Genomic DNA, 20,353 nt, shown 5'->3' on the forward strand with positions numbered 1-20,353 from the left:
GGGCGGACGATGTGGCGATGACCGAACCGGACACGCGGCGGGCGCTGCTGCGGCTGGAGGCGGACGACGAGGCCGACGCCGAGGAGCTGGACCGGCTGGCCCGGCGGTTGCGCGCCGAGCTGGCCGAGCTGGATCTCGACGTGCTCGCCGCCGTCCCGGCCGGGGAGCCGCCGCCCGGGGCGAAGGCCGCCGACCCGGTGACGATCGGCTCGCTCGTGGTGGCCTTCAGCGCGGCCGGCGGGGTGTTCCCCGGGCTGGTCGAGACGCTGCGCGAGTGGCTGGGGCGGCAGGCGGGCAAGCACCGGATCACGGTGACCGTCGACGGCGACACCGTCGAGCTGGAACGCGCCACCGCGGCCGAGCGGCAGCAGCTGATCGACGCCTTCGTCCGACGGCACGGCTAGGGCCGTGGCCGCCCGGCACGCGCTGCTGATCGCGACCGAGACGTACACCGACCCGGCGCTGCGGCGGCTGACCGCGCCCGGCGGCGACGCCCGCGCGCTGGCGGAGGTGCTCAGCGACCCGGAGATCGCCGGCTTCGAGGTCACGACGCTGGTCGACCAGCCGCACCACGTCGTCGGCGAGGCCATCGGCGAGTTCTACCGCGGCCGCCGCCGTGACGAGCTGACGTTGCTGTACTTCACCGGCCACGGCGTGAAGGACGACGACGGCAGTCTCTACCTGGCGATGGCCAACACCCGCCGCGACAGCCTGATGTTCACCGCGCTGGCGGCGGAGCAGGTGGACCGCGCGATGGCGGGCTGCGCGTCGCGGCAGAAGGTGCTGGTGCTCGACTGTTGTTACAGCGGCGCGTTCCCGTCGGGGAAGCTCGCGAAGGCGGGCACGGACGTGCACACGCTGGAGCGGTTCCAGGGCCGCGGCCGCGCGGTGCTGACGGCATCGGACGCGACGCAGTACTCGTTCGAGGGCGATTCGGTGGTGGGCTCGGCGGCCCGTTCGGTGTTCACCCGGCACCTGGTGGCGGGCTTGCGCGACGGCAGCGCGGACCTCGACGGCGACGGCGACGTCACGGTCGACGAGCTGTACAGCTACGTCCACGAGCACGTGGTGGCGGAGATGCCCCGGCAGCGGCCGAAGCACCAGTCCGATGTGGAGGGTCGCATCGTGCTGGCGCGCAACCCGCACTGGGCGTTGCCGGAGTACCTGAGGCACGGCCTGGCGAGCCCGATCGCGGCGGACCGCCTGACGGCGCTGGAGGGTCTGGTGCGGCTCAACCGGGTGGGCAACAGCGTGGTGAAGGCCCGCACGGAGAAGGAGATCCGCCGCCTGGTGGACGACGACAGCCGGATGGTCTCGGCGACGGCCCGGACGTGGGCGCGAGCGGCGGAGGAGGCGACGCGGGTCACGGCGGGCACGCCGCCGCCACCGGTCGAGGCGGCGGTTTCGCCGGGTGTTCCGGTCGGCTCGGCCGACGAGGTGGCCCAGGTCGCGGCGACCTCGGCGCTTCAGCAGCCGTCGGCTGCCGAAGTGCCCGAAGCGGAGCCGGAAGCCGGAGCCGCGCCCGGGATCGCGCCACCGGCCCCGAAGCCGGCACCGGTGGTGCCGCAGACGACACCATCGGCGCCGAAGCCGAAAACTCCGGTAAGGACGACTCCGGCAAGGACGACTCCGGTTCCGAAACCGCCGCCGACGACAACTCCGGCAAGGGCGACTCCGGCAAGGACAACTCCGGCTTCGAAGCCGCCGGCGACGACCCCGGTACCGCGAGCAGCTCGGTCGAAACCGGCGGGACCGTCCGCCGGAGGCACGATCCCGCCGGATCCCGCCATCCCCGGTCGTCGCGGTCCGGCCCGCGACGCGCGGTTCTACCTGGGCACCGCCTGTCTCGTCCTCGTCCTGATCACGGCGCTCGGCTTCGGTGGTGTCGGCGGTGCGCTGATCCTCCTGCTCGCCATGATCTTCGTGGTCTTCCTCGTGATCGGCGTCGCCAATCTCCTCCGCCGTCAGTCCAAGTAGGACTCCGCCGCGTCCGCCGCCGCGGCTACTCCGCCGTGGCCGCGGATCTCCGCCTTCAGCTCCGCGAGCCGGGAAGCGACGGAAGGTGACGACGACACCTCGTCGACCGCCTTCCGCAACGACGCCGCGGTCACCGAGGAAGCCGGCAGGTGCCGCCCGACGGCGAGGGCTTCCAGCTGGGCCGCGTTGCCGAACTGGTCCGCGGCCTGCGGGATCGCGACCGTCGGGACGCCGAACCACAGCGACTCCGTCGCGCCGCCCATGCCGGCGTGCGTGATGAACGCCGACGCCGCCTCCAGTACGGCCAGCTGCGGCACGCTCTCGAACACCTCCACCGAGGATGGCAATGGTCCCAAGGCGTCCGGCGAGACGTGCTTGCCGATCGACATCACGACGTGCCAATCCGATGCGAACGCCTCGACGCACGCCCGGTAGACGTCGAGCTGGTCGTTGAACGCCGTGCCGAACGACACCAGCAGCACACGACGTCCCGAAGCCGGTGGTTTCCACGACCGGTCCGCCAGCCGGGACGGGTCCAGGCACGGCCCGACGAACCGGACGTGGTCCCCGACGCGATCCGCGTGCGGCTGCATCGCCCGCGGGATGAGCGACAGGACCTGCGGCGGGTGCCCGATCCAGTCCCAGGCGTCCGCGAAGATCCCGTTCGCCCGCAGCCACGCGGTGTACGTCGCGGCGTAGTCCACACCGGACGGTGACGCCTTGATCGGGGCCAGCACCTCGGCCATGTCCTCGTCGTAGCCGTCCCAGGCCACCAGCGTCGGCGACAGCTGCACGGCCGGGACGCCGTACCGCTCGCCGAGGACCGGCGCGCCCAGGCCGCCGATGTCGTACAGCAGCAGGTCGGGCCGGTCTTCGTCGAACACCGACGTCAACCGCGGGTGGATCGCGATCGCCTCGTCGAGGAAGACGCGCATCGCGTCGGCCGGGTCGTCCGGCCAGACGGCGGCCTCGCCGAGCGGGAAGCTCGTCGGGTGCTCGACCACGGACGCGCCGGTCGGCGACACCAGCCCGGCCAGCGGCGCGCCGACGACGTAGGACACGCGGTGCCCGCGGCGGACCAGCTCGGTGATGACGCCGAGCGACGGGTAGACGTGGCTCGGCGCGGTGCAGCCGACCATGACGATGTGCTTGCGCAGCATGAGTCTCCTTCAAGAGGAAGAAGGGCAGACGGCGCGCAGGTGAAGGGGGACCGGCCCGGTACGCGGGCGGTCCTGCGGTCACGCCGTCTCAGACGCGGCGGAGGCGGATGAAGTAGATCATGACCGGCACCGTACGGGATGTCCGATTCGGCGCGCCACCCGATTTCCTCCTTTCGTAGGGCATTCGCCGACGGGCAACCGTTTGCGGTACCTGCGGCCCGGAGGCGGGTCTAGGGTTCACCCGCTTTCGTCGGAGCTGAAAAGGGAGAAAACAGTGAGACGTGCTGTAATCGCCGCGGTGGCCGCCGCCGCACTGGCGTCCGCGCTCGTGGCCGCGCCGGCCGCGACCGCCGCGCCCGCGCCGGCCGCCGCGTCGATCGCCTGGGGGCCGTGTACCGACCCGACGCTGGTCACCGCCGGCGCCGAATGCGGGTACCTGGCGGTCCCGCTCGACTACTCGAAGCCGAACGGCGAGCAGGTCCAGCTCGCCGTCAGCCGCGTCAAGCACAAGGTCGCGGACGCCCAGTACCAGGGCGTCATGCTGACCAACCCGGGCGGCCCCGGCGGCTCCGGCCTGCTGCTGGCCACCCGCGGCCCGAAGGTGCCGAACCACGCGGGCGACGCGTACGACTGGATCGGCTTCGACCCGCGCGGGGTCGGCGCGAGCAAGCCCGCGCTGTCGTGCGACCCGAACTACATGACCTACGACCGGCCGGAGTACGTGCCGGTGACGCCGCAGCTCGAGCGCACCTGGCTGGCCAAGGCCAAGGGTTACGCCGACGCGTGCGCCAAGAACAACTCGCGCGCGCTGCTGCAGAACATGAAGACGACCGACACGGTCAAGGACATGGACTCCATCCGCAAGGCGCTGGGCCAGAAGCAGCTGAACTTCTACGGCTACTCCTACGGCACCTACCTCGGCCAGGTCTACGGCACGCTGTTCCCGCAGAACGTGCGCCGGATGATCCTCGACTCGACCGTCGACCCGCGTGGCGTCTGGTACGGCGACAACCTGAACCAGGACGTCGCGTTCGACGTCAACATCCGGATCTGGTTCGGCTGGCTCGCCCAGCACGACGACGTCTACCACCTGGGCAAGACGCAGCCGGCGGTGCAGCGCGTCGTGAACGAGCAGCTGCTGAAGCTGGCGCTGCACCCCGCGGGCGGGGTCATCGGCTCGGACGAGCTGATCGACGTCATCCAGCAGGCGTCCTACTACCAGCTGCGCTGGACGCTGCTCGGCGACGCGCTGTCGAAGTTCGTCAACAACGGTGACGTGGCGACGATGAAGTCGCTGTTCGAGGCGTTCGGCGGCCTCGGCGACGACAACGGCTACGCGGTCTACCTCGCCGTCCAGTGCTCGGACGTCCAGTGGCCGACGAGCTGGAACCAGTGGAAGGCCGACAACTGGAAGACGTTCGCCAAGGCGCCGTACTTCACGTGGCAGAACGCCTGGTACAACGCGCCGTGCCTGAACTGGCCGGTGAAGCCGGGCACGCCGACGAAGGTCGACGGCCACGGCGTGCAGAGCGTGCTGATGATCGACGAGACGCTGGACGCGGCGACGCCGTTCCCGGGCAGCCTCGAGGTCCGCAGCCGCTTCCCGGGTGCCTCGCTGATCGCCGAGCCGGGTGGCACGAGCCACGCGATCACCCCGCGCGGCAACGCGTGCGTCGACAACAAGATCGCCGACTACCTGGCGACGGGCGCCCTCCCGGCCCGCAAGCCGGGCCGCACGGCCGACGTCGAGTGCGCCCCGCTGCCCCAGCCGACGCCCCCGGCGCCGGCTCCGGCTGCTTCGGCCAAGGCCGACACGCAGGGTCTGGTTTCGGGTCGGTTCACCGGCTGACCTGCGGTAACCGCTGAAAGCGGGGTGCCGGGCCCAGGGCCCGGCACCCCGCTTTTGTGCGCTCTCCCGCACCGGGGGCTTTGAAGTTGAGCGGACTTTGTGTTACAAAGTCCATAGCGACTTTGCGATTCAAAGTTCACGAAGGGGGACCCATGGACACCGGACCGGCGTTCGCGCTCCACGGCCTGACCAAGCGGTTCGGGGCGGTCACGGCCGTCGCCGATGTGTCGGTCGAGGTGGCGCGCGGGGAGGTCGTCGCGCTGCTCGGGCCGAACGGCGCGGGCAAGTCGACCACCGTCGACATGCTGCTGGGGCTGACCAAGCCGGACGCGGGGGAGGTCGTCGTCGGGGGCGGGAGCCCGCGCGAGGCCGTCGACCGGGGGCTGGTCGGCGCGATGATGCAGAACGGCGCGCTGCTGCCGGACGTCACCGTCGGCGAGATCGTCGCGCTGGTCGTCTCGACGCACGCCAAGCCGCTGCCCGCGGCCGAGGTGATCGCCCGGGCCGGCCTCCAGAACCTCGTGAAACGCCGCTGCGGCAAGCTTTCCGGCGGTGAGCGGCAGCGTGTGCGGTTCGCGCTCGCCCTGGCGGGCGACCCGCAGCTGCTCGTGCTCGACGAGCCCACCGCCGCGATGGACGTCGACGGGCGGCGGTCCTTCTGGGCGTCCATCCGCGCCTTCGCCGACGCCGGCCGCACCGTGGTGTTCGCGACGCACTACCTGGCCGAGGCCGAGGACTACGCCGACCGCGTCGTGCTGATGCGCCACGGCAAGGTCGTCGCCGACGGGCCGGTCGCCGAGGTCCGGGCCGCGGTGTCCGGGCGCGTGCTGAAGGCCGTCGTGCCCGGCGCCGGCGAGAGCGACCTCGCCGCGCTCCCGGGCGTCACGAGCGTGCAGATCCGCGCCGGCCGCGCCGAGCTGGCCTGCGCCGACTCCGACGCCGCGATCCGCGGCCTGCTCGCCGCGCACCCGCTCGCCGCCGACATCGAGATCACCGCGCTCGGCCTGGAAGAGGCGTTCCTCGCCCTCACCGCCGACGAGACCGAAGGAGCCGTCGCGTGAACACGACGTACCTGAGCCTGGAGATCAAGCGGATCGTCCGCAGCCCGCAGTTCACCATCTTCACCATCGGCATGCCGGTGGCCATGTTCCTGCTGTTCGGCTCGATCTTCGGCAAGCTCGTCGCGCCGAACGGCCTCCCGGCGGACGTCCAGACCATGATCAACCTCGCCGCGTACGGCGCGAGCGGCGGCGCCCTGTTCACCGGCACGAGAGTGGCGCAGGAACGCACCGACGGCTGGCAGCGGCAACTGCGCCTGACGCCGATGCGCGGCCCCGGCTACCTGGTCGTCAAGGTCATCTCGGCCATGGCCGTCGCACTGCCGGTGCTCGTGGTGGTGTTCGCCGCGGGCCTGGCGATGGGGGTGCAGATGAGCGCCGCGCAGTGGGGCCTGGTCCTGGTGTCGCTGTGGCTCGGCACGCTCCCGTTCGCCGTGCTCGGCCTGGCCATCGGCCTGTTCGGCAAGGGTGACACGGTCGGCGCGGTCACCGGCGCGCTGATGATGCCGCTGGGCATGCTCGGCGGCCTGTGGATCCCGCTCTACGTCCTGCCGGACTGGATGGCCACGCTCGCCCACTTCTTCCCGACGTTCTGGCTCGGCCGGGTCGGGCTGGAACCGCTCGCCCACGCGGGCGGGATGGGCCTGGCGGCGCTGGTGCTGGCGGGCTGGCTGATCGTCCCGGCCCTCGTGGTGGTGCGCCGGTTCCGGCTGGACACGGCGCGGCTGTGAATGCGTGTTAACTTCCGTGCAGTATCGCGGGGTCTGCACGGGAGGGTGATCATGGTGGACGACGAACCGTTGTCGGCGGAAGAGTCGCTGAACCTGATCGCCCAGCAGAACCGGCGGATGCGCCGGGAACTGGGCGGGGGCCCGGCGCGCATCCTGGCGGCGTGGGCCCTCGCCTGGCTGATCGGCTGGGGCTTCACCTACTACGCCACCCAATCCGGTGACGCCGTGCCCGTCTGGATCGGCGGCATCGTCGTCCCGGTGCTGTTCTTCGGCGCCGTCGGCTACACGATCTACGTCACCGCGCGCGCCGGGCGCGGGCTGCGGGGACCGTCCCGCATCACCGGGGCGATGTACGGCTGGAGCTGGTGCCTCGGGTCGATCGGGCTGACGGTCGTCGACGTCCGGATCACGAGCTTCGGCACGCTGACCCCCGACCAGATCTCCCTGATGTGGACCGGGACGTGGCTGCTGCTGACGGGCGTCATGTACATGGCGGGCGGCACGATCTGGCAGGACCGGATGATGTACGGCCTCGGCGCGTGGATGCTCGTCTCGGCCGCGTTGAGCGTCCTCGTCGGCTACCCGGCGAACTTCCTCGTGCTCACCGTCTGCGGTGGCGGTGGGTTCCTGCTCGGCGCGATCGTGTACTTCGTGCGTGAGAAACGCGGCCGGCGATGAGCGATCCGCTGCCGCAGCTCGACCCCGTCATCCACGCCCAGGCGCGGCTGCGGGTCACGGTCGCGCTGGCCGGGCTGCACTCGAACGACCAGATCACGTTCCCGCGGCTGCAGCAGCTGCTCGACATGACGGCCGGCAACCTCTCGACGCACCTGCGCAAGCTCGAAGAAGCCGAGTACGTCGAGATCACCAAGGCCTACGAACACCGCACGCCCGTCACGCTGGTCCGGCTGACCGCCGCTGGGCGGGCCGCGTTCGAGAGCTACACGAAGGCCCTGCACCAGCTGCTGGACGCGACCGGCGGGGACTGACGTGGCCCGCTGGGTGATCCACCTCGACCTGGACGCCTTCTACGCCTCGGCCGAGCAGCTCACCCGGCCGACGCTGGCCGGGCGTCCCGTCCTCGTCGGCGGCGCCGGGCCACGCGGCGTCGTCGCGGGCGCGAGCTACGAGTCCCGCGCGTTCGGCATCCACTCGGCCATGCCGATGGCGCAGGCCCGGCGGCTGCTGCCGGCCAACGGCGTGATCGTGCCGCCGCGGTTCCGCGTGTACGAGCGGCTGAGCCAGGAGGTCTTCGCCGTCGTCACGTCGGTGGCGCCGGTGCTGGAGAAGATCTCCCTCGACGAGGCGTTCGCCGAGCCGCCTTCGCTCGTGGGTGCCTCGTTCGAAGCGGTGACGTCGTTCTGCGCGTCGCTGCGAGCGCGGATCCGGTCCGAGACGGGCCTGGTGGCGTCGATCGGCGCGGGCAACGGGAAGCAGATCGCGAAGATCGCCTCCGACGAGGCCAAGCCGGACGGGCTGCTGGTCGTGCCGCAGGGCACCGAACGCGAGTTCCTGGCGCCGCTGCCGGTGCGCGCGCTGTGGGGGATCGGCCCGGTCGCCGAGGGCAAGCTGCGGTTCATCGGCGTCCAGACGCTGGGGCAGCTGGCGGCACTGTCCGAAAAGGACGCCGTCGGCACGCTGGGCGGCGTGGTCGGGCGCGACCTGCGCCTGCTGGCCACCGGCTTCGACGACCGCCCGGTCGCCGACCGCGGCGAGACCAAGCAGGTCAGCGCCGAGACGACGTTCGACATCGACATCAAGGACCTGGCGACGCTGCGCGAGCAGGTGCGGCGGATCGCGGTGGGCGCGCACCAGCGGCTGGTCAAGGCCGAGCGCGTGGCCCGCACGGTGGTGATCAAGCTGCGGCACACCGACATGCACACGGTGACCCGCTCCGAGACGATCTCCGCGCCGACGGACGACCTGGCGGAGCTGGTCGCGACGGCGGAACGGCTCCTGCTGGACCCCGCGGAGTTCGGCGGCATCCGGCTGGCGGGCGTCGCGTACAGCGGCCTTTCGGTGCCGCACCAGGACGCGCTGTTCACCCTGGCCGTCCCGGAAACTCCGTCTTCGACGGTGGTCACCCCCGCGGCCCCGGCGACTCCCGCGCCACCGCCGTCGACCTGGCGCCAAGGCGACGACGTGGTCCACGACGAGCACGGCACGGGCTGGGTCCAGGGGGCAGGCCACGGCCGCGTCACGGTCCGCTTCGAGCACCGCACAAGCGGCCCCGGCCGCGCGAAAACGTTCCTCCAGGACGACCCGGCCCTACGCCGCGGCGAACCCGGCGACTGCCTGCGGTGAAAAGCCGTGAAGGCCTCCTTCCCGGCCATAAGAGCCGGTAAGGAGGCCTTCACGGCTTTTGAGCTACTCGGCGGAGCAGCCCTGGAGTTCGGCGACCTCTTGGCCGGCCAGCAGGAACGCGCCGACGCCGTAAGCCGCGGTGTCCGTGGCCTTCGCGGTGGCCGGGCGGTCGCCGACGCCCTGGACGTAACCCACCAGGCCGTTGGGCTGCAGCGCCTTCGTCGAGAGCGCGGTCCACGCCTTGTCGACGACCGGGCGGTACTTCGCGGCGGGGAGGATGCCCGCGTTGACGCCCCAGCCGATGCCGTACGCGAAGAACGCCGTGCCGCTGCTCTCCGGGCCGCCGTGGTCGAACGGGTTCAGCAGGTCCGAGTTCCAGAAGCCGTCACGCCGCTGCAGCAGGGACAGCGAAAACGCCATCTTCTTGTACACCCGCAAGTATTCCGCGCGGTGCGGGTCGGTGGCGGGCAGGGCCTGCAGCACCTTCGCCAGCGCCGCCAGGGCCCAGCCGTTGCCGCGCGACCAGAACACACCCGAGCCGGTGAACCGCGCGTCGCGGTACCACAGGCCGGTCAGCTCGTTGAACAGCTTGTGTTCCGAAGACTTGAACAGCTTGTCCATCGCGTCTACATAGGATGGATCCTGGTCGATGACGCTCATCCGTGCGAACGACGGCATCGCCATGTTCAGCGCGTCGACGTAGTTCCAGTAGTCCTTGTGACCCGCGTTCACGCTGGCGACCTCGTCGCGAATCCGGGTGCGGATCGAGTCGAGCGAGATCTCCGGGTGGAAGTACGTGTAGAGGTCCAGGTAGGCCTCGCCGGCCGCCTGGTCGTCCGGGAAGAACGGCCGCTTCGGGTCCTGCGGCAGCTGGTAGTTCGCGGCCTCGGCCCAGGGGAGCGTCTTGTGGTTGGACTGGCCGGTGGTCCGGACCAGCGCCAGGTTGCCGACGTGGAACGTCGCGTTCTGCCAGTCGATCGCGTCGAGGTTCGTGCCGTTGGCCACCCAGTAGTCGCCGGCGGCGACCATCTGGTCCGCGACGGCGCAGTCCGCGGCGGCCGCGGTGGCCACCGGCGCGGACAGCAGCCCGCCGGTCAGGGTCACGGCCGCGAGCACGCCGAAGCCGCGAATTCCCGGGAAACGCATGGGAGCGTCCTCCTCAGCAGGTCGTGGCGGCGGGTGGGTCGCAGCGAGTGTTCAGGCTTCCCGCTGGACGTGTCAAGGTGCCGGTGAGCGGTACGGCGCAACGGTTTCCAGCAGCCGGCGCGACGCGGATTCGGCCCCGTCGGCGTTCTTCGCCAGCACCAGCGTGAGCACGCGGGAGTGCGCGACGAGCTCCAGCGGCTCGCCGTGCGCCCGCAGAGCCGCGACGACGGGCACCTGTAGCTGCGCGATGAGCGCGTTGCCGGAAGCGCGGATCAAGGCTGCGTGGAACTCCGAGTCGGCGTCGTGGAAGGCCGCCGTGTCCTGGCGTTCCACCGCGTCCGCCATCAGTTCGTAGGCCGCGGCCATCGCCGAGAGCTCGCCCGGGCGCCGGTGGTGCGCGGCCAGCCGGGCCGCCTGTGGCTCGATGGTCAGCCGCAGCTCCAGCAGCTCGTGCAGGTGCTTGCGGCCGTCGGGCCCGTTGACGCGCCAGGCGATGACGTCCGGGTCGATCGCGTCCCACGACTCCGGCGGCAGCGTCCACGTGCCGACGCGCGGCCGCGCGGTCACCATGCCCTTCGACTCCAGTACGCGCAGCGCTTCGCGGACCACCGTGCGGGACGCCGAGAAGCGCCGGCCGAGGTCCTCGGGGACGAGCGGCTGCCCGTCCCCGAGGACGCCTTCGACGATGAGCCTGCCCAGCTCGTCCACTATCCGAGCGTGGAGGTTCACCGCTACTCGGGCAGGCCGACGCGGCGCTCTCCGCTGCGCAGCTGCTGCAGCACGACGGCGATCACCAGCAGGGCGCCGTGCGCGACGTTCTGCCAGAACGGGTTGATGCCGAGCCCGGACATGCCGTTGTCGAGCACGCCCAGGATGATCACCGCGAGCACGGTGGAGATGATCGACCCGCGCCCGCCCTTGAGCATCGTGCCGCCGAGCGCGGCGCCGGTGACGGCCTGCAGCTCCAGGCCCTCGGACCCGGACACCGGCTGGCCCGAGCCGGTGCGCGCGGTGATCAGGACGCCCGCGACCGCCGCGACCACGCCGGCCAGCGCGTAGACGCCGATGATGTACCGGTTGATGTTGATGCCGGCCAGCCGCGCGGCGGTGTCGTTGCCGCCGATCGCGTAGACGTTGCGGCCGATGTCGGTGTACTTCAGCAGGAAGTGCAGCGCGGCCGCGACGATCAGGAACACCCACACCAGCGACGGCAGGCCGAGGATGGCGCCCTTGGCCAGGAAGATGAACAGGTCGTCGCCGCCGGTGTAACCCTGCGACTTGCCGTCGGAGATGACCTGCGCGATGCCCTTGTAGGTGGCCAGCATGGCCAGCGTCGCGACCACCGGGTTGACCCGGCCGAAGATGATGATCATGCCGTTGACCAGGCCGCAGACGATGCCGACGCCGACCGCGGCGAGGATGCCGACCTCGGCGTTGCCGGACGAGGTGAACACCATCGCCGAGACGACCGAGGCGAGCCCCGCCATCGAGCCGACCGAGATGTCCAGCGCGCCCAGGATGATCACCAGCGTCTGCACCAGGGCGAGCAGCCCCATGATGGTGATCGCGCTGCCGATCAGCAGCAGGTTGTTGGTGCGCAGGAAGTTGTCGTTCAGGATGCTCAGCAGCACGATCAGCGCGACGAGCGTGATGATCAGGCTCGAGTTCTGCACGCCGATGCCGGTCAGCACCCGGCGGACCACCGAGGGCTGCTGCGGCGCGGCCGGCTCCGAGGACATGGCTTTCTCCTGCGTCGGGGTACTCATGCGCCGACCTCGCTGACGCTCGGCACGGCTACTGCTGTGTCGATCGATTCGTTCGCAAGCTCACTCATGCGCCGATCTCCTGCTGCTCTTCTACTGCGGGTTCGGTTTCGGGGATGGCGAGGGTCAGCACGGCTTCCTCGGTCGCGTCGGCACTGGCGATCTCGCCCGCCAGCCGTCCGGCGCGCATCACGAGGATGCGGTCGGCCAGCGTCAGGACCTCGGGCAGGTCGGACGAGATGACCAGCAGCGCGATGCCCTCCGCGGCGAGGCCGTCGATGATCCGGTAGATCTCGGCCTTGGCGCCGACGTCGACGCCGCGGGTCGGCTCGTCGAGGATCAGCAGCTTCGGCCGCCGCGCGAGCCACCGCGCCAGGACGGCCTTCTGCTGGTTGCCGCCGGACAGCTTCCGGACTTCCTGCTCCATCGACGGCGTCCGCACGCGCAGCTCGCGGATGTACTCCTCGACGAGCGCGCGTTCCTTCGCGCGCTTCACCACGCGGAAGCGGCGAAGGCGGTCGAGCACGGAGATGGAGATGTTGTCGCGCACGGACCGCTGCATGAGCAGCGCGTCCGTCTTGCGTTCTTCGGGCGCGAAGCCGATGCCCGCTTTGACGGCGTCGCCGGGGTTGCGGGCGCGCAGCCGTTTCCCGGCCAGCTCGATGGTCCCCGAGCGGATCGGCAGGTCGGCGACGATCGCGCGGGCCAGCTCGGAGCGGCCCGCGCCGACCAGCCCGGCCAGACAGACGACCTCGCCCGCGCGGACCTGCAGCGAGATGCCGGTGACGTCGTCGGTGGTCACGTCGTCGAGCTTCAGCACGACTTCGCCGGTGTCCTGCGTGACACGGCGTTCGAGCGCGGACAGGTCGCGGCCGATCATCATCCGGACCAGGCTGGCCTCGTCGGTGTCCGCGGCCTGCTGGACGCCGACGAGCTTCCCGTCGCGCAGCACCGCGACGCGGTCGGCGAGCCGGAAGATCTCCTTCAGCCGGTGCGAGACGTAGACGACGGCGACGCCGTTGTCGCGCAGCCGCCCGATCAGCCGGAACAGCGCGTCCACCTCGTGTTCGGACAGCGACGACGTCGGCTCGTCGAAGGCGATCACCTTCGGCGGGGTGTCCGCGGTGAGCACGCGCAGGATCTCGACGATCTGCCGCTGGGCGGCCGAGAGCGCGACGCCGAGCGTCGCCGGGTTGAGCACGCCTTCGAAGCCGTACTCGGCGAGCGCGTCCTGCGTCGCCTTCAGCAGCGTGCGGCGGTTGAAGACCCGCGCCTTGGCGGGGAGCTCGCCGACGAAGACGTTCTCCGCCACCGAAACGTGCGGGATGATCTCGGGTTCCTGGTAGATCACGCGCACCCCGGCGGCCATCGCCGCGCGCGGGGTGTCGAAGGTGACCTCGGTGCCGTCGAGCAGCAGCCGGCCGTCGTCGGGGCCCTGGTCGCCGGAGAGCACACGCAGGAGCGTCGACTTGCCGGCGCCGTTCTCGCCCATCAGCGCGAGCACCTCGCCGGAGCGGAACTCCAGCGAGACGTCGTCGAGGGCGGTGACCCCGGAGAAACGCTTGCCGATGCCCTCGACGGCGAGCGCGGGAGCAGAGCTGGACATGATCGCCCTTCGAGCGGTGGAACCCGTGCCCGTCACTTTCACGTGAAAGTGACGGGCACGGGAGTTCGGTCAGGTGCAGTTGACGCCGGCCTGCTTGTAGTTGTCCTTGTTGACGATCGTGGTCTTCGCGATCGTCTCGGCGGGCAGCTCCTTGCCGTTCTTCACCTTGTCCACCAGCACCTGGATCGCCGAGCGGCCGACCTCGGCGCCGGAGATGTAGAGCGCGGACTTGTTGCCGGTGTCCTTGCCGGCCGCCCAGTCCTTGCAGGTGAGGTACGCGCCGAGGCCGACGCCGATGATGTTGTTCGCCTGCACGCCCGAGTTGGCCAGTGCCGTCACGACACCGGTCTCGTTCTCGTCGTTGCAGCCCCAGACGACCCAGTGCTTGACGCCCGGGTTCGAGCCGATCACCGCGCCGGAGCGGTTCTGCGCGTCGACCGGCGAGTTGTCCGTGCCGACGTCGATCACCGGGATGCTCGGGTCGCCGGCCTTCGCGAACGCGGACTTGGCGGCGTTGACGCGGTCGGTGCAGACGCTGAGGTCCTGCTTGTAGGCGCTGATGATCTTGGTGTCGGCGGCGGTCCAGCCGGCGGCCTTGAACAGCTTCCCGGCCTCGGTGCCGACCGAGTCGCCCATCTGGCTGCCGTTGAAGCCGACGAACGGGGCCTTCGCGCCGGAGCCGTCCTTGATGACGTCGTCCGAGGCGATGATCGGGATGCCCGCGCTCTTCGCCTTGTCGATCACCTGCGGGCCGATGGCCTGGTCGGGGACGACGATGGCGACGCCGTTGGCGCCCTGCGCGACCGCGGCGTCCAGTTCGGTGATCGCCTTGTTGGCGTCCTGGCCGAGGTTGACGACCTTGAGCTCGACGCCGAGCTCCTTCGCCTTCTCCTGCGCCCCCTGCGCCTGCTCGACGAAGTACTGCTGGTCGCCCTGTTTCTGCAGGTAGTACAGCGTGATCTTGCCGTTGGCGGGCGCCTGCTGCGACGCCGGTGCTTCCGTCTTGCCGGAGGAGCAGGCGGCCAACATGGCACCGGCAATCAAACAACAACCAACAACGCCCCAGGTCCGTGACCTGTGCGGGTATGTGGACATCGAGTGCTCCCATGGGGGCCGGGGGTGAGTGTTGCGGGCGCGTGAACGCCGTGTGACTCGTATTACAAGACACTCGTTCGGGTGACGTCAAGACGCTCCGGCCTGGCAGTTAGCGGAGCGAGATCTACTCTGTGTGATCGCCGTGTCGCTCGGGCCCGGCCATTAATCGTATTAATTACCGCTCGACCTGCGCGTTGTCCGGTAGCTGTCCGGTGGGAGTGTTGTGATCGGTGTTGTCGACTGTTGCGCTGGTTGACGGAGGACGTCGCCCCCGAGATGTCGGATTCGCCCGACTGGGAGGATGACCGGACCACGTCACAAGGGGGATCGATGACGAGCTACCGCGTCGCCGTGCTCGCCGGGACCGCCGTCCTGCTGGCCGCCTGCAGCAGCCCGCCGCAGCAGCGAGGCCCGGCGCCGACGCCGTTCCCGGAGTCGTCTTCGGAGGCTTCGGCTCCGGCGCCCGACGGGTCGTTCAGCGTCGTCGCGACCGGCGACGTCCTGATCCACCCGGCGCTGTCGGACCAGGCCGAGGCCGACGGGCACGGCAAGTTCGACTACCGGCCGCTGCTGGCCGGGATCAAGCCGCTGGTCTCCGGCGCCGACCTCGGCATCTGCCACCTCGAGACGCCACTGGCGCCCGAAGGCGGGCCCTACAGCGGGTACCCGTCGTTCAGTGCGCCGCCGGAGATCGCGGCCGCGATCAAGGACACCGGGTACGACACCTGCTCGACGGCGTCCAACCACACGATCGACCAGGGCGCCGGCGGCGTCGAGCGGACCCTGGACGCGCTCGACGCGAACGGTCTCAAGCACACCGGCTCGGCCCGCTCGGCGAAGGAAGCGGCGACGCCGCTGATCCTGGACGTCCACGGCGTCAAGGTCGCGCAGGTGTCCTACGCCTTCGGCTTCAACGGGATCAAGGTGCCGGCCGGGAAGCCGTGGCTGGCCAACCAGATCGACGTCGACGACGTCCTGGCGGCGGCGAAGAAGGCGCGCGAGGCGGGCGCGCAGGTCGTGATCGCGAGCCTGCACTGGGGCGTCGAGTACCAGCACGACCCCACGGCCGAGCAGCGCAGCCAGGCGAAGAAGCTGCTGGGGTCGGCCGACATCGACCTGATCGTCGGCCACCACGCGCACGTGGTGCAGCCGTTCGAGAAGGTGGGGGACAAGTGGGTGGCCTACGGCCTCGGCAACAGCGTCGCCCGCCACTCCGACCCGCGCGGCGACACCGAGGAGGGCGCGGCGGCCCGGTTCCGCTTCGTCCGCGACGGCGACCGCTGGAAGGTCGACAAGGCCGAGTACGTCCCGACCCTCATCAAGCTGGACGCCCCCATCCGCCTTCTCGACTTGTCGACATCCCCGGCGTCAACGCAGGTCACGAAGGCCCTGAGCGACACGGACAAGAACATCCTGTCCCTGGGAGCCGACAAAGACGGCCTCACCCGCCCCGGCAAGTAACCCGTCACTCACGTGATCGGAGACGGAACTGGCGTGATTGAAGCCGGAACTCGCGAGTTCCGGCTTCAATCACGCGAATCACGGGTCTGGTCACGCGAGTGACGGGTTTCAGTGGGTGCGGGTGGTGATCAGGCGGGCCAGGGTGGCGAGTTCGGCGCCTGCTCGGGGGTTCGGGTTCACCGCGGCCAGGTCGCGGAGGCCCTTGGCCAGCAACGCCTCGGCCTGGGCCTGGCTCCACTGGCGGCCGCCGGCCTCGTCGACGAGCGTGGCCGCGCGGGCCAGCGAAGCGTCGTCGAGCGGGTCCGCTCGCGCGTAGAGCTCGGCCAGCTCGGCGCCCGCCGGCGTGCCGGAGCACAGCGCCGTCACGACCGGCAGCGACTTCTTGCGGTTCTGCAGGTCCGAGTACACCGGCTTGCCGGTGACGTCGGGGTCGCCCCAGATGCCGAGCAGGTCGTCGATGTGCTGGAACGCCAGCCCGATCGACCGGCCGAACGCGCCCAGCCGCTCGGCGTCCTCGGGCTTCCCCTGCCCGGCCAGCGCGCCGAGCGTGCACGCCGCGCCCAGCAGCGCCGCTGTCTTGCCCTCCGCCATCCGGACGCACTCGCCCGGGGTGACGTCGTCGCGCTGCTCGAAGCCGAGGTCCGCGGCCTGGCCGTCGAGCAGGTCGAGCACCCCGGCCGACAGCAGCCGGGTGCTCGCGACGCCGCTCGGCGCGAGCAGCTCGAACGCCAGCGACAGCAACGCGTCCCCGGCGAGCACCGCCGGCCCGGTGCCGAACACCGTCCACGCCGTGGCCCGGTGCCGCCGGGTCGTGTCGCCGTCCATGACGTCGTCGTGCAGCAGCGAGAAGTTGTGCACGAGCTCGACCGCGACGGCGGCGGGGACGGCGTCCGCCGCGTCCCCGCCCACCGCCTCCGCGCACAGCAGCACCAGCGCCGGGCGCAGGGCCTTGCCGCCGTCACCCCGCGTCGGCTCGCCGTTCGCGTCCCACCAGCCGAAGTGGTAACCCGCGATCCGCCGCATCGACTCCGGCAGCCGCTCGGCCGCCGTCCGCGTCGCCGCGTCGACCAGGCTCTTGCTCCAGGTCAGGACGTCGGAGAGCGGCCGGGCCGCGGTGCGCGTGTCCAAGGTCGTCATCAGCGCCCGACCTCGACGTCGCCGAGCACGCCGAGCGCGTCCGGCACCAGCACGGCCGCCGAGTGGTAGGCGCTGACCAGGTACGACGTCACCGCGCGCTCGTTGATGCCCAGGAACCGCACGTTGAGGCCCGGCTGGTACTCGTCCGGCAGCGACGCCGGCCGCAGCCCGATCACGCCGGCGTCGTCCTCGCCCGTACGCATCGCGATGATCGACGTCGTGCCCGCGTCGGTGACCGAGATCTTGTCGCTCGGCAGGATCGGCACGCCGCGCCACGCGCTCACGCGCCGGCCGTCGAGGACCGTCGTCGCCGGGTAGAGCCCGCGTGCGGTGCACTCGCGCCCGAGTGCCGCGATCGCGCGCGGGTGCGCCAGGAAGAACCGGGTCTTGCGGCGGCGGGTGAGCAGCTCGTCCATGTCGTCCGGCGTGGGCGGGCCGCTGCGGGTGGTGATCCGCTGCTTGAGGTCCGCGCTGTGCAGCAGCCCGAACTCGGTGCTGTTGATCAGCTCGTGCTCCTGCCGTTCCCGCAACGCCTCCACGGTGAGCCGCAGCTGCTGCTCCAGCTGGTTCATCGGCTGGTTGTAGAGGTCGGTGACGCGGTTGCTGACGCGCAGGATCGTCTGCGCGACGGCGAGGTCGTACTCCCGCGGCGACGGGTCGTAGTCGACGTAGGTGCCGGAGAGGATCGGCTCGCCGTCGTGGCCGGCGGACAGGTCGATGCTCGCCTCGCCCCGGGCGTTCTGGGGTTTGCGCTCCCGCCCGGCCATCTCGGCGACGTGCGCGCGCAGCGACTCGGAGCGGCCGTTGAGCCGGGCGTACGCGGCCACCGGGAGGATCAGCGCGATCACCCGGGTCTTGGCGCGGGCGGTGAACTTCCACGTCGCGTCGTCGCGGGCGAGCAGGTCGGCGCCGAAGTGGTCGCCGTCGGCGGCGGTGCCCAGCAGCGTCTCGTCGCCGTATTCGCCGCGGCCGTGCTGGGTCACCTTGCCGTGCGCGATCAGCACCAGCGTGTCGAGCGGGTCGCCGGCGGTCGTGATCGTCGCGCCCGGTTCGTACTCGCGCTGCTCGAAGGCGTCGGCCAGCGCCGAGAGGGCCTGCTCGTCGCCGAACCCGTGCAGCAGCTCGAGCTCGGTCAGCTCGGCGGGCACCACCTGGACGCGGGCGCCGGTGTTGAAGAAGCTGAGCTTGCCGTCGCCGATGGTGTAGGTCAGCCGCCGGTTGACGCGGTAGCTGCCCGCCGGGACCTCGACCCAGGGCAGCTGCGAGAGCAGCCACCGCGGGGTGATGCCGCGCATCTGCGGGAGCGACTTGGTGGTGGTGCTGAGCGTGCGGGCCGCTCGGGTGCCGAGCGACAGCTGCGGCGGCGCCGGTTCTTCGGTGACTGTCAAGGTTTCACGCGCCGATCGGGTTCTGGGGCTTCAGGAGGACGGGCGCCCGCGGGCTTCGGCACGATCCGGGCGGCGGCCGTGCCCAGGCCCGTCGGCCCGAAGGCCGACGGGGGGAGGCCGGAGCCCGGACGCGGGGGCTCCGCGTCCGGCTTCCGGGGTGGCGTGGCGGGTTCGGGCATCAGCCCTCCCGGCCGATCTCGGCGCTCTCCAGGACGGCGAGCGCGTCCGGCACGAGCACCGCGGCGGAGTAGTAGGCGCTGACCAGGTAGGAGATGATCGCCTGCTCCGAGACGCCCATGAAACGGACGTTCAGGCCCGGCTGGTACTCGTCGGGCAGCCCGGTCTGGTGCAGCCCGACGACGCCCTGGGACTGCTCGCCGGTGCGCATCAGCAGGATCGAGCTGGTGCGGGTCTCGGTGACGGGGATCTTGTTGCACGGCAGGATCGGGATCCCGCGCCACGCCGGCACCTGGTGCCCGCCCATGTCGACGGCGTCCGGGTAGATCCCGGCCTTGCTGCACTCGCGGCCGAACGCGGCGATCGTCTTCGGGTGGGCCAGGAAGAACCCGGGGTCCTTCCACACCAGCGAAAGCAGGTCGTCGAGGTCGTCCGGCGTCGGCGGCCCGGTGCGGGTCGGGACGCGCTGGGCGAAGTCGGCGTTGTGCAGCAGCCCGAAGTCGGTGTTGTTGATCAGCTCGTGTTCCTGGCGCTCCCGCAACGCCTCCACGGTCAGCCGCAGCTGCTGCTCGATCTGGTTCATCGGCTGGTTGTAGAGGTCCGCGACGCGGGAGTGCACCCGCAGCACGGTCTGGGCGACGCTCAGCTCGTACTCGCGCGGCGAGCTGTCGTAGTCGACGAACGTGCCCGGCAGCGCCGGTTCGCCGTCGTGGCCCGCGGAGAGCGTGATCTCCGCTTCACCGTGGTCGTTGCGGGCCGACGCGCCACCGGCGACGAAGGCGTCCAGGTGGGCCTGCAGGGTCTCCGACCGGTCCCGCACCTCCTGGAACACCTGGCGCGGCAGGCTCAGCACGGTGCACCGGGTGACGGCCTTCGCCGTGAACTCCCAGATCCCGTCGCTGCTGATCAGCGAGCCTTCGCCGAAGTAGTCGCCGTCGGCCATCGTGCCGAGCACCGTCTGGTCGCCGTAGGCGCCGGTGCCGACCTTGGTGATCTTGCCGTGCGCGATGAGGAAGACGTGGTCGGCCTGGCTGCCGAACTCGACGAGCGCGTCACCCGGCTCGTACTCGTGCTGGCCGAAGCGGCTCGCCAGCTCGTTGAGGACCTCTTCGTCGTCGTACCCGCGCAGCGGTGCGAGCTCGCCGAGCTCCGGCGGGATCACGCGGACCTCGGCGCCGGTCGTGGTGAACGTGACCCGCCCGTCGCCCACGGAGTAGCTCAGCCGGCGGTTGACGCGGTAGGCGCCGCCGGAGACCTCGACCCACGGCAGCAGCTTCAGCAGCCACCGCGACGAGATGCCCTGCATCTGCGGGACGGACTTCGTCGTCGTCGCCAGGGTCCGGGCCGCGGCCCGGCCGAGGCTCAGAGGTGCCTGTTCCGCGGTCGCGGAGTCCACCGGGTCGGTGACAGTCACAGCGAGAACCACCCATTCGTTCGGAGTCGGTGCGCGCCCGCCCTGCGGCGCGCGGAGTTGTGACCTGCGATTTTCGATAATGCGCGG

Annotated in this window: 18 protein-coding genes and 1 pseudogene; 9 read left to right on the forward strand and 10 right to left on the reverse strand. The window is 71.0% G+C overall.

Annotated features, from left to right (window positions below; translation table 11 throughout):
- Positions 1–17 precede the first annotated feature (17 nt).
- Together OHS58_RS45100 and OHS58_RS45105 are read left to right on the forward strand one after the other, a co-directional pair.
- Positions 18–404 carry an effector-associated constant component EACC1 gene (locus OHS58_RS45100; protein ID WP_326946718.1) on the forward strand — a complete coding sequence of 129 codons (387 nt, stop codon included), beginning with the start codon at positions 18–20 and terminating at the stop codon, positions 402–404.
- 4 nt (positions 405–408) lie between these two features.
- Positions 409–1,977, forward strand: coding sequence for a caspase, EACC1-associated type (locus OHS58_RS45105; RefSeq protein WP_328646343.1), 1,569 nt, complete (start codon positions 409–411; stop codon positions 1,975–1,977).
- Here OHS58_RS45105 and OHS58_RS45110 read toward each other — a convergent pair.
- On the reverse strand, positions 1,965–3,137 hold the full coding sequence (locus OHS58_RS45110; RefSeq protein ID WP_328646344.1) for a macrolide family glycosyltransferase: 1,173 nt from the start codon (positions 3,135–3,137) through the stop codon (positions 1,965–1,967). The genes OHS58_RS45105 and OHS58_RS45110 overlap by 13 nt on opposite strands.
- A gap of 274 nt (positions 3,138–3,411) precedes the next feature.
- On the opposite strand from OHS58_RS45110, the gene OHS58_RS45115 reads away from it, so the two are divergent.
- The 6 genes from OHS58_RS45115 (at position 3,412) to OHS58_RS45140 (ending at position 9,079) form a co-directional block, all read left to right on the forward strand.
- Complete coding sequence (locus OHS58_RS45115) at positions 3,412–4,986, forward strand: alpha/beta hydrolase (RefSeq protein ID WP_328646345.1); 1,575 nt, start codon at positions 3,412–3,414, stop codon at positions 4,984–4,986.
- Between the two features lie 152 nt (positions 4,987–5,138).
- Positions 5,139–6,047 carry an ABC transporter ATP-binding protein gene (locus OHS58_RS45120; protein ID WP_326955562.1) on the forward strand — a complete coding sequence of 303 codons (909 nt, stop codon included), beginning with the start codon at positions 5,139–5,141 and terminating at the stop codon, positions 6,045–6,047.
- Positions 6,044–6,775 (forward strand): ABC transporter permease, encoded by a 732-nt coding sequence (locus OHS58_RS45125; protein WP_326946723.1) that lies wholly within the window; start codon positions 6,044–6,046, stop codon positions 6,773–6,775. Before OHS58_RS45120 ends, OHS58_RS45125 begins: the two co-directional genes overlap by 4 nt.
- A gap of 51 nt (positions 6,776–6,826) precedes the next feature.
- Positions 6,827–7,453, forward strand: coding sequence for a hypothetical protein (locus tag OHS58_RS45130; RefSeq protein ID WP_328646346.1), 627 nt, complete (start codon positions 6,827–6,829; stop codon positions 7,451–7,453).
- Positions 7,450–7,764, forward strand: coding sequence for a winged helix-turn-helix domain-containing protein (locus OHS58_RS45135; protein ID WP_326955560.1), 315 nt, complete (start codon positions 7,450–7,452; stop codon positions 7,762–7,764). The genes OHS58_RS45130 and OHS58_RS45135 overlap by 4 nt, the downstream gene beginning before the upstream one ends.
- Position 7,765: 1 nt before the next feature.
- A complete protein-coding gene (locus OHS58_RS45140; RefSeq protein WP_328646347.1) occupies positions 7,766–9,079 on the forward strand; it encodes a DNA polymerase IV in 1,314 nt (437 codons plus the stop codon).
- 63 nt (positions 9,080–9,142) lie between these two features.
- Here OHS58_RS45140 and OHS58_RS45145 read toward each other — a convergent pair whose 3' ends face one another.
- The 6 genes and pseudogenes from OHS58_RS45145 to OHS58_RS45165 form a co-directional block, all read right to left on the reverse strand.
- Positions 9,143–10,225, reverse strand: a complete 1,083-nt coding sequence (locus tag OHS58_RS45145) for a glycoside hydrolase family 88 protein (protein WP_328646348.1) — start codon at positions 10,223–10,225, stop codon at positions 9,143–9,145.
- A 72-nt stretch (positions 10,226–10,297) separates the two neighbouring features.
- A complete protein-coding gene (locus tag OHS58_RS45150; protein WP_328646349.1) occupies positions 10,298–10,954 on the reverse strand; it encodes a FadR/GntR family transcriptional regulator in 657 nt (218 codons plus the stop codon).
- Positions 10,955–10,956: 2 nt separating this feature from the next.
- Positions 10,957–11,991, reverse strand: a complete 1,035-nt coding sequence (locus OHS58_RS45155; RefSeq protein ID WP_247061612.1) for an ABC transporter permease — start codon at positions 11,989–11,991, stop codon at positions 10,957–10,959.
- A 64-nt stretch (positions 11,992–12,055) separates the two neighbouring features.
- Positions 12,056–12,871 carry an ATP-binding cassette domain-containing protein gene (locus OHS58_RS48850; RefSeq protein ID WP_442792362.1) on the reverse strand — a complete coding sequence of 272 codons (816 nt, stop codon included), beginning with the start codon at positions 12,869–12,871 and terminating at the stop codon, positions 12,056–12,058.
- A gap of 207 nt (positions 12,872–13,078) precedes the next feature.
- A pseudogene (locus tag OHS58_RS48855) lies at positions 13,079–13,549 on the reverse strand (ATP-binding cassette domain-containing protein); the annotation flags it as partial.
- 114 nt (positions 13,550–13,663) lie between these two features.
- Entirely contained in the window at positions 13,664–14,638 is a 975-nt protein-coding gene (locus OHS58_RS45165) for a substrate-binding domain-containing protein (RefSeq protein ID WP_326946729.1), read from the reverse strand.
- A gap of 381 nt (positions 14,639–15,019) precedes the next feature.
- On the opposite strand from OHS58_RS45165, the gene OHS58_RS45170 reads away from it, so the two are divergent.
- Positions 15,020–16,150: a CapA family protein gene (locus tag OHS58_RS45170; RefSeq protein ID WP_328646350.1), complete on the forward strand. Its 1,131-nt coding sequence runs from the start codon at positions 15,020–15,022 to the stop codon at positions 16,148–16,150.
- Positions 16,151–16,258: 108 nt separating this feature from the next.
- Here the strand turns inward: OHS58_RS45170 and OHS58_RS45175 are convergent, their stop codons facing one another.
- The 3 genes from OHS58_RS45175 to OHS58_RS45185 all read right to left on the reverse strand — a co-directional run bounded on the left by OHS58_RS45175 (position 16,259) and on the right by OHS58_RS45185 (position 20,266).
- The gene (locus OHS58_RS45175) at positions 16,259–17,287 is read right to left on the reverse strand and encodes a family 2 encapsulin nanocompartment cargo protein polyprenyl transferase (RefSeq protein ID WP_328646351.1); all 1,029 of its coding nucleotides are present in this window, start codon (positions 17,285–17,287) and stop codon (positions 16,259–16,261) included.
- Positions 17,287–18,675 carry a family 2B encapsulin nanocompartment shell protein gene (locus OHS58_RS45180; RefSeq protein WP_328646352.1) on the reverse strand — a complete coding sequence of 463 codons (1,389 nt, stop codon included), beginning with the start codon at positions 18,673–18,675 and terminating at the stop codon, positions 17,287–17,289. Before OHS58_RS45180 ends, OHS58_RS45175 begins: the two co-directional genes overlap by 1 nt.
- Before the next feature lie 178 nt (positions 18,676–18,853).
- Complete coding sequence (locus OHS58_RS45185) at positions 18,854–20,266, reverse strand: family 2B encapsulin nanocompartment shell protein (RefSeq protein WP_326946733.1); 1,413 nt, start codon at positions 20,264–20,266, stop codon at positions 18,854–18,856.
- Positions 20,267–20,353 lie beyond the last annotated feature (87 nt).

The sequence above is a fragment of the Amycolatopsis sp. NBC_00348 genome, assembly GCF_036114655.1.
GTDB lineage: Bacteria > Actinomycetota > Actinomycetes > Mycobacteriales > Pseudonocardiaceae > Amycolatopsis.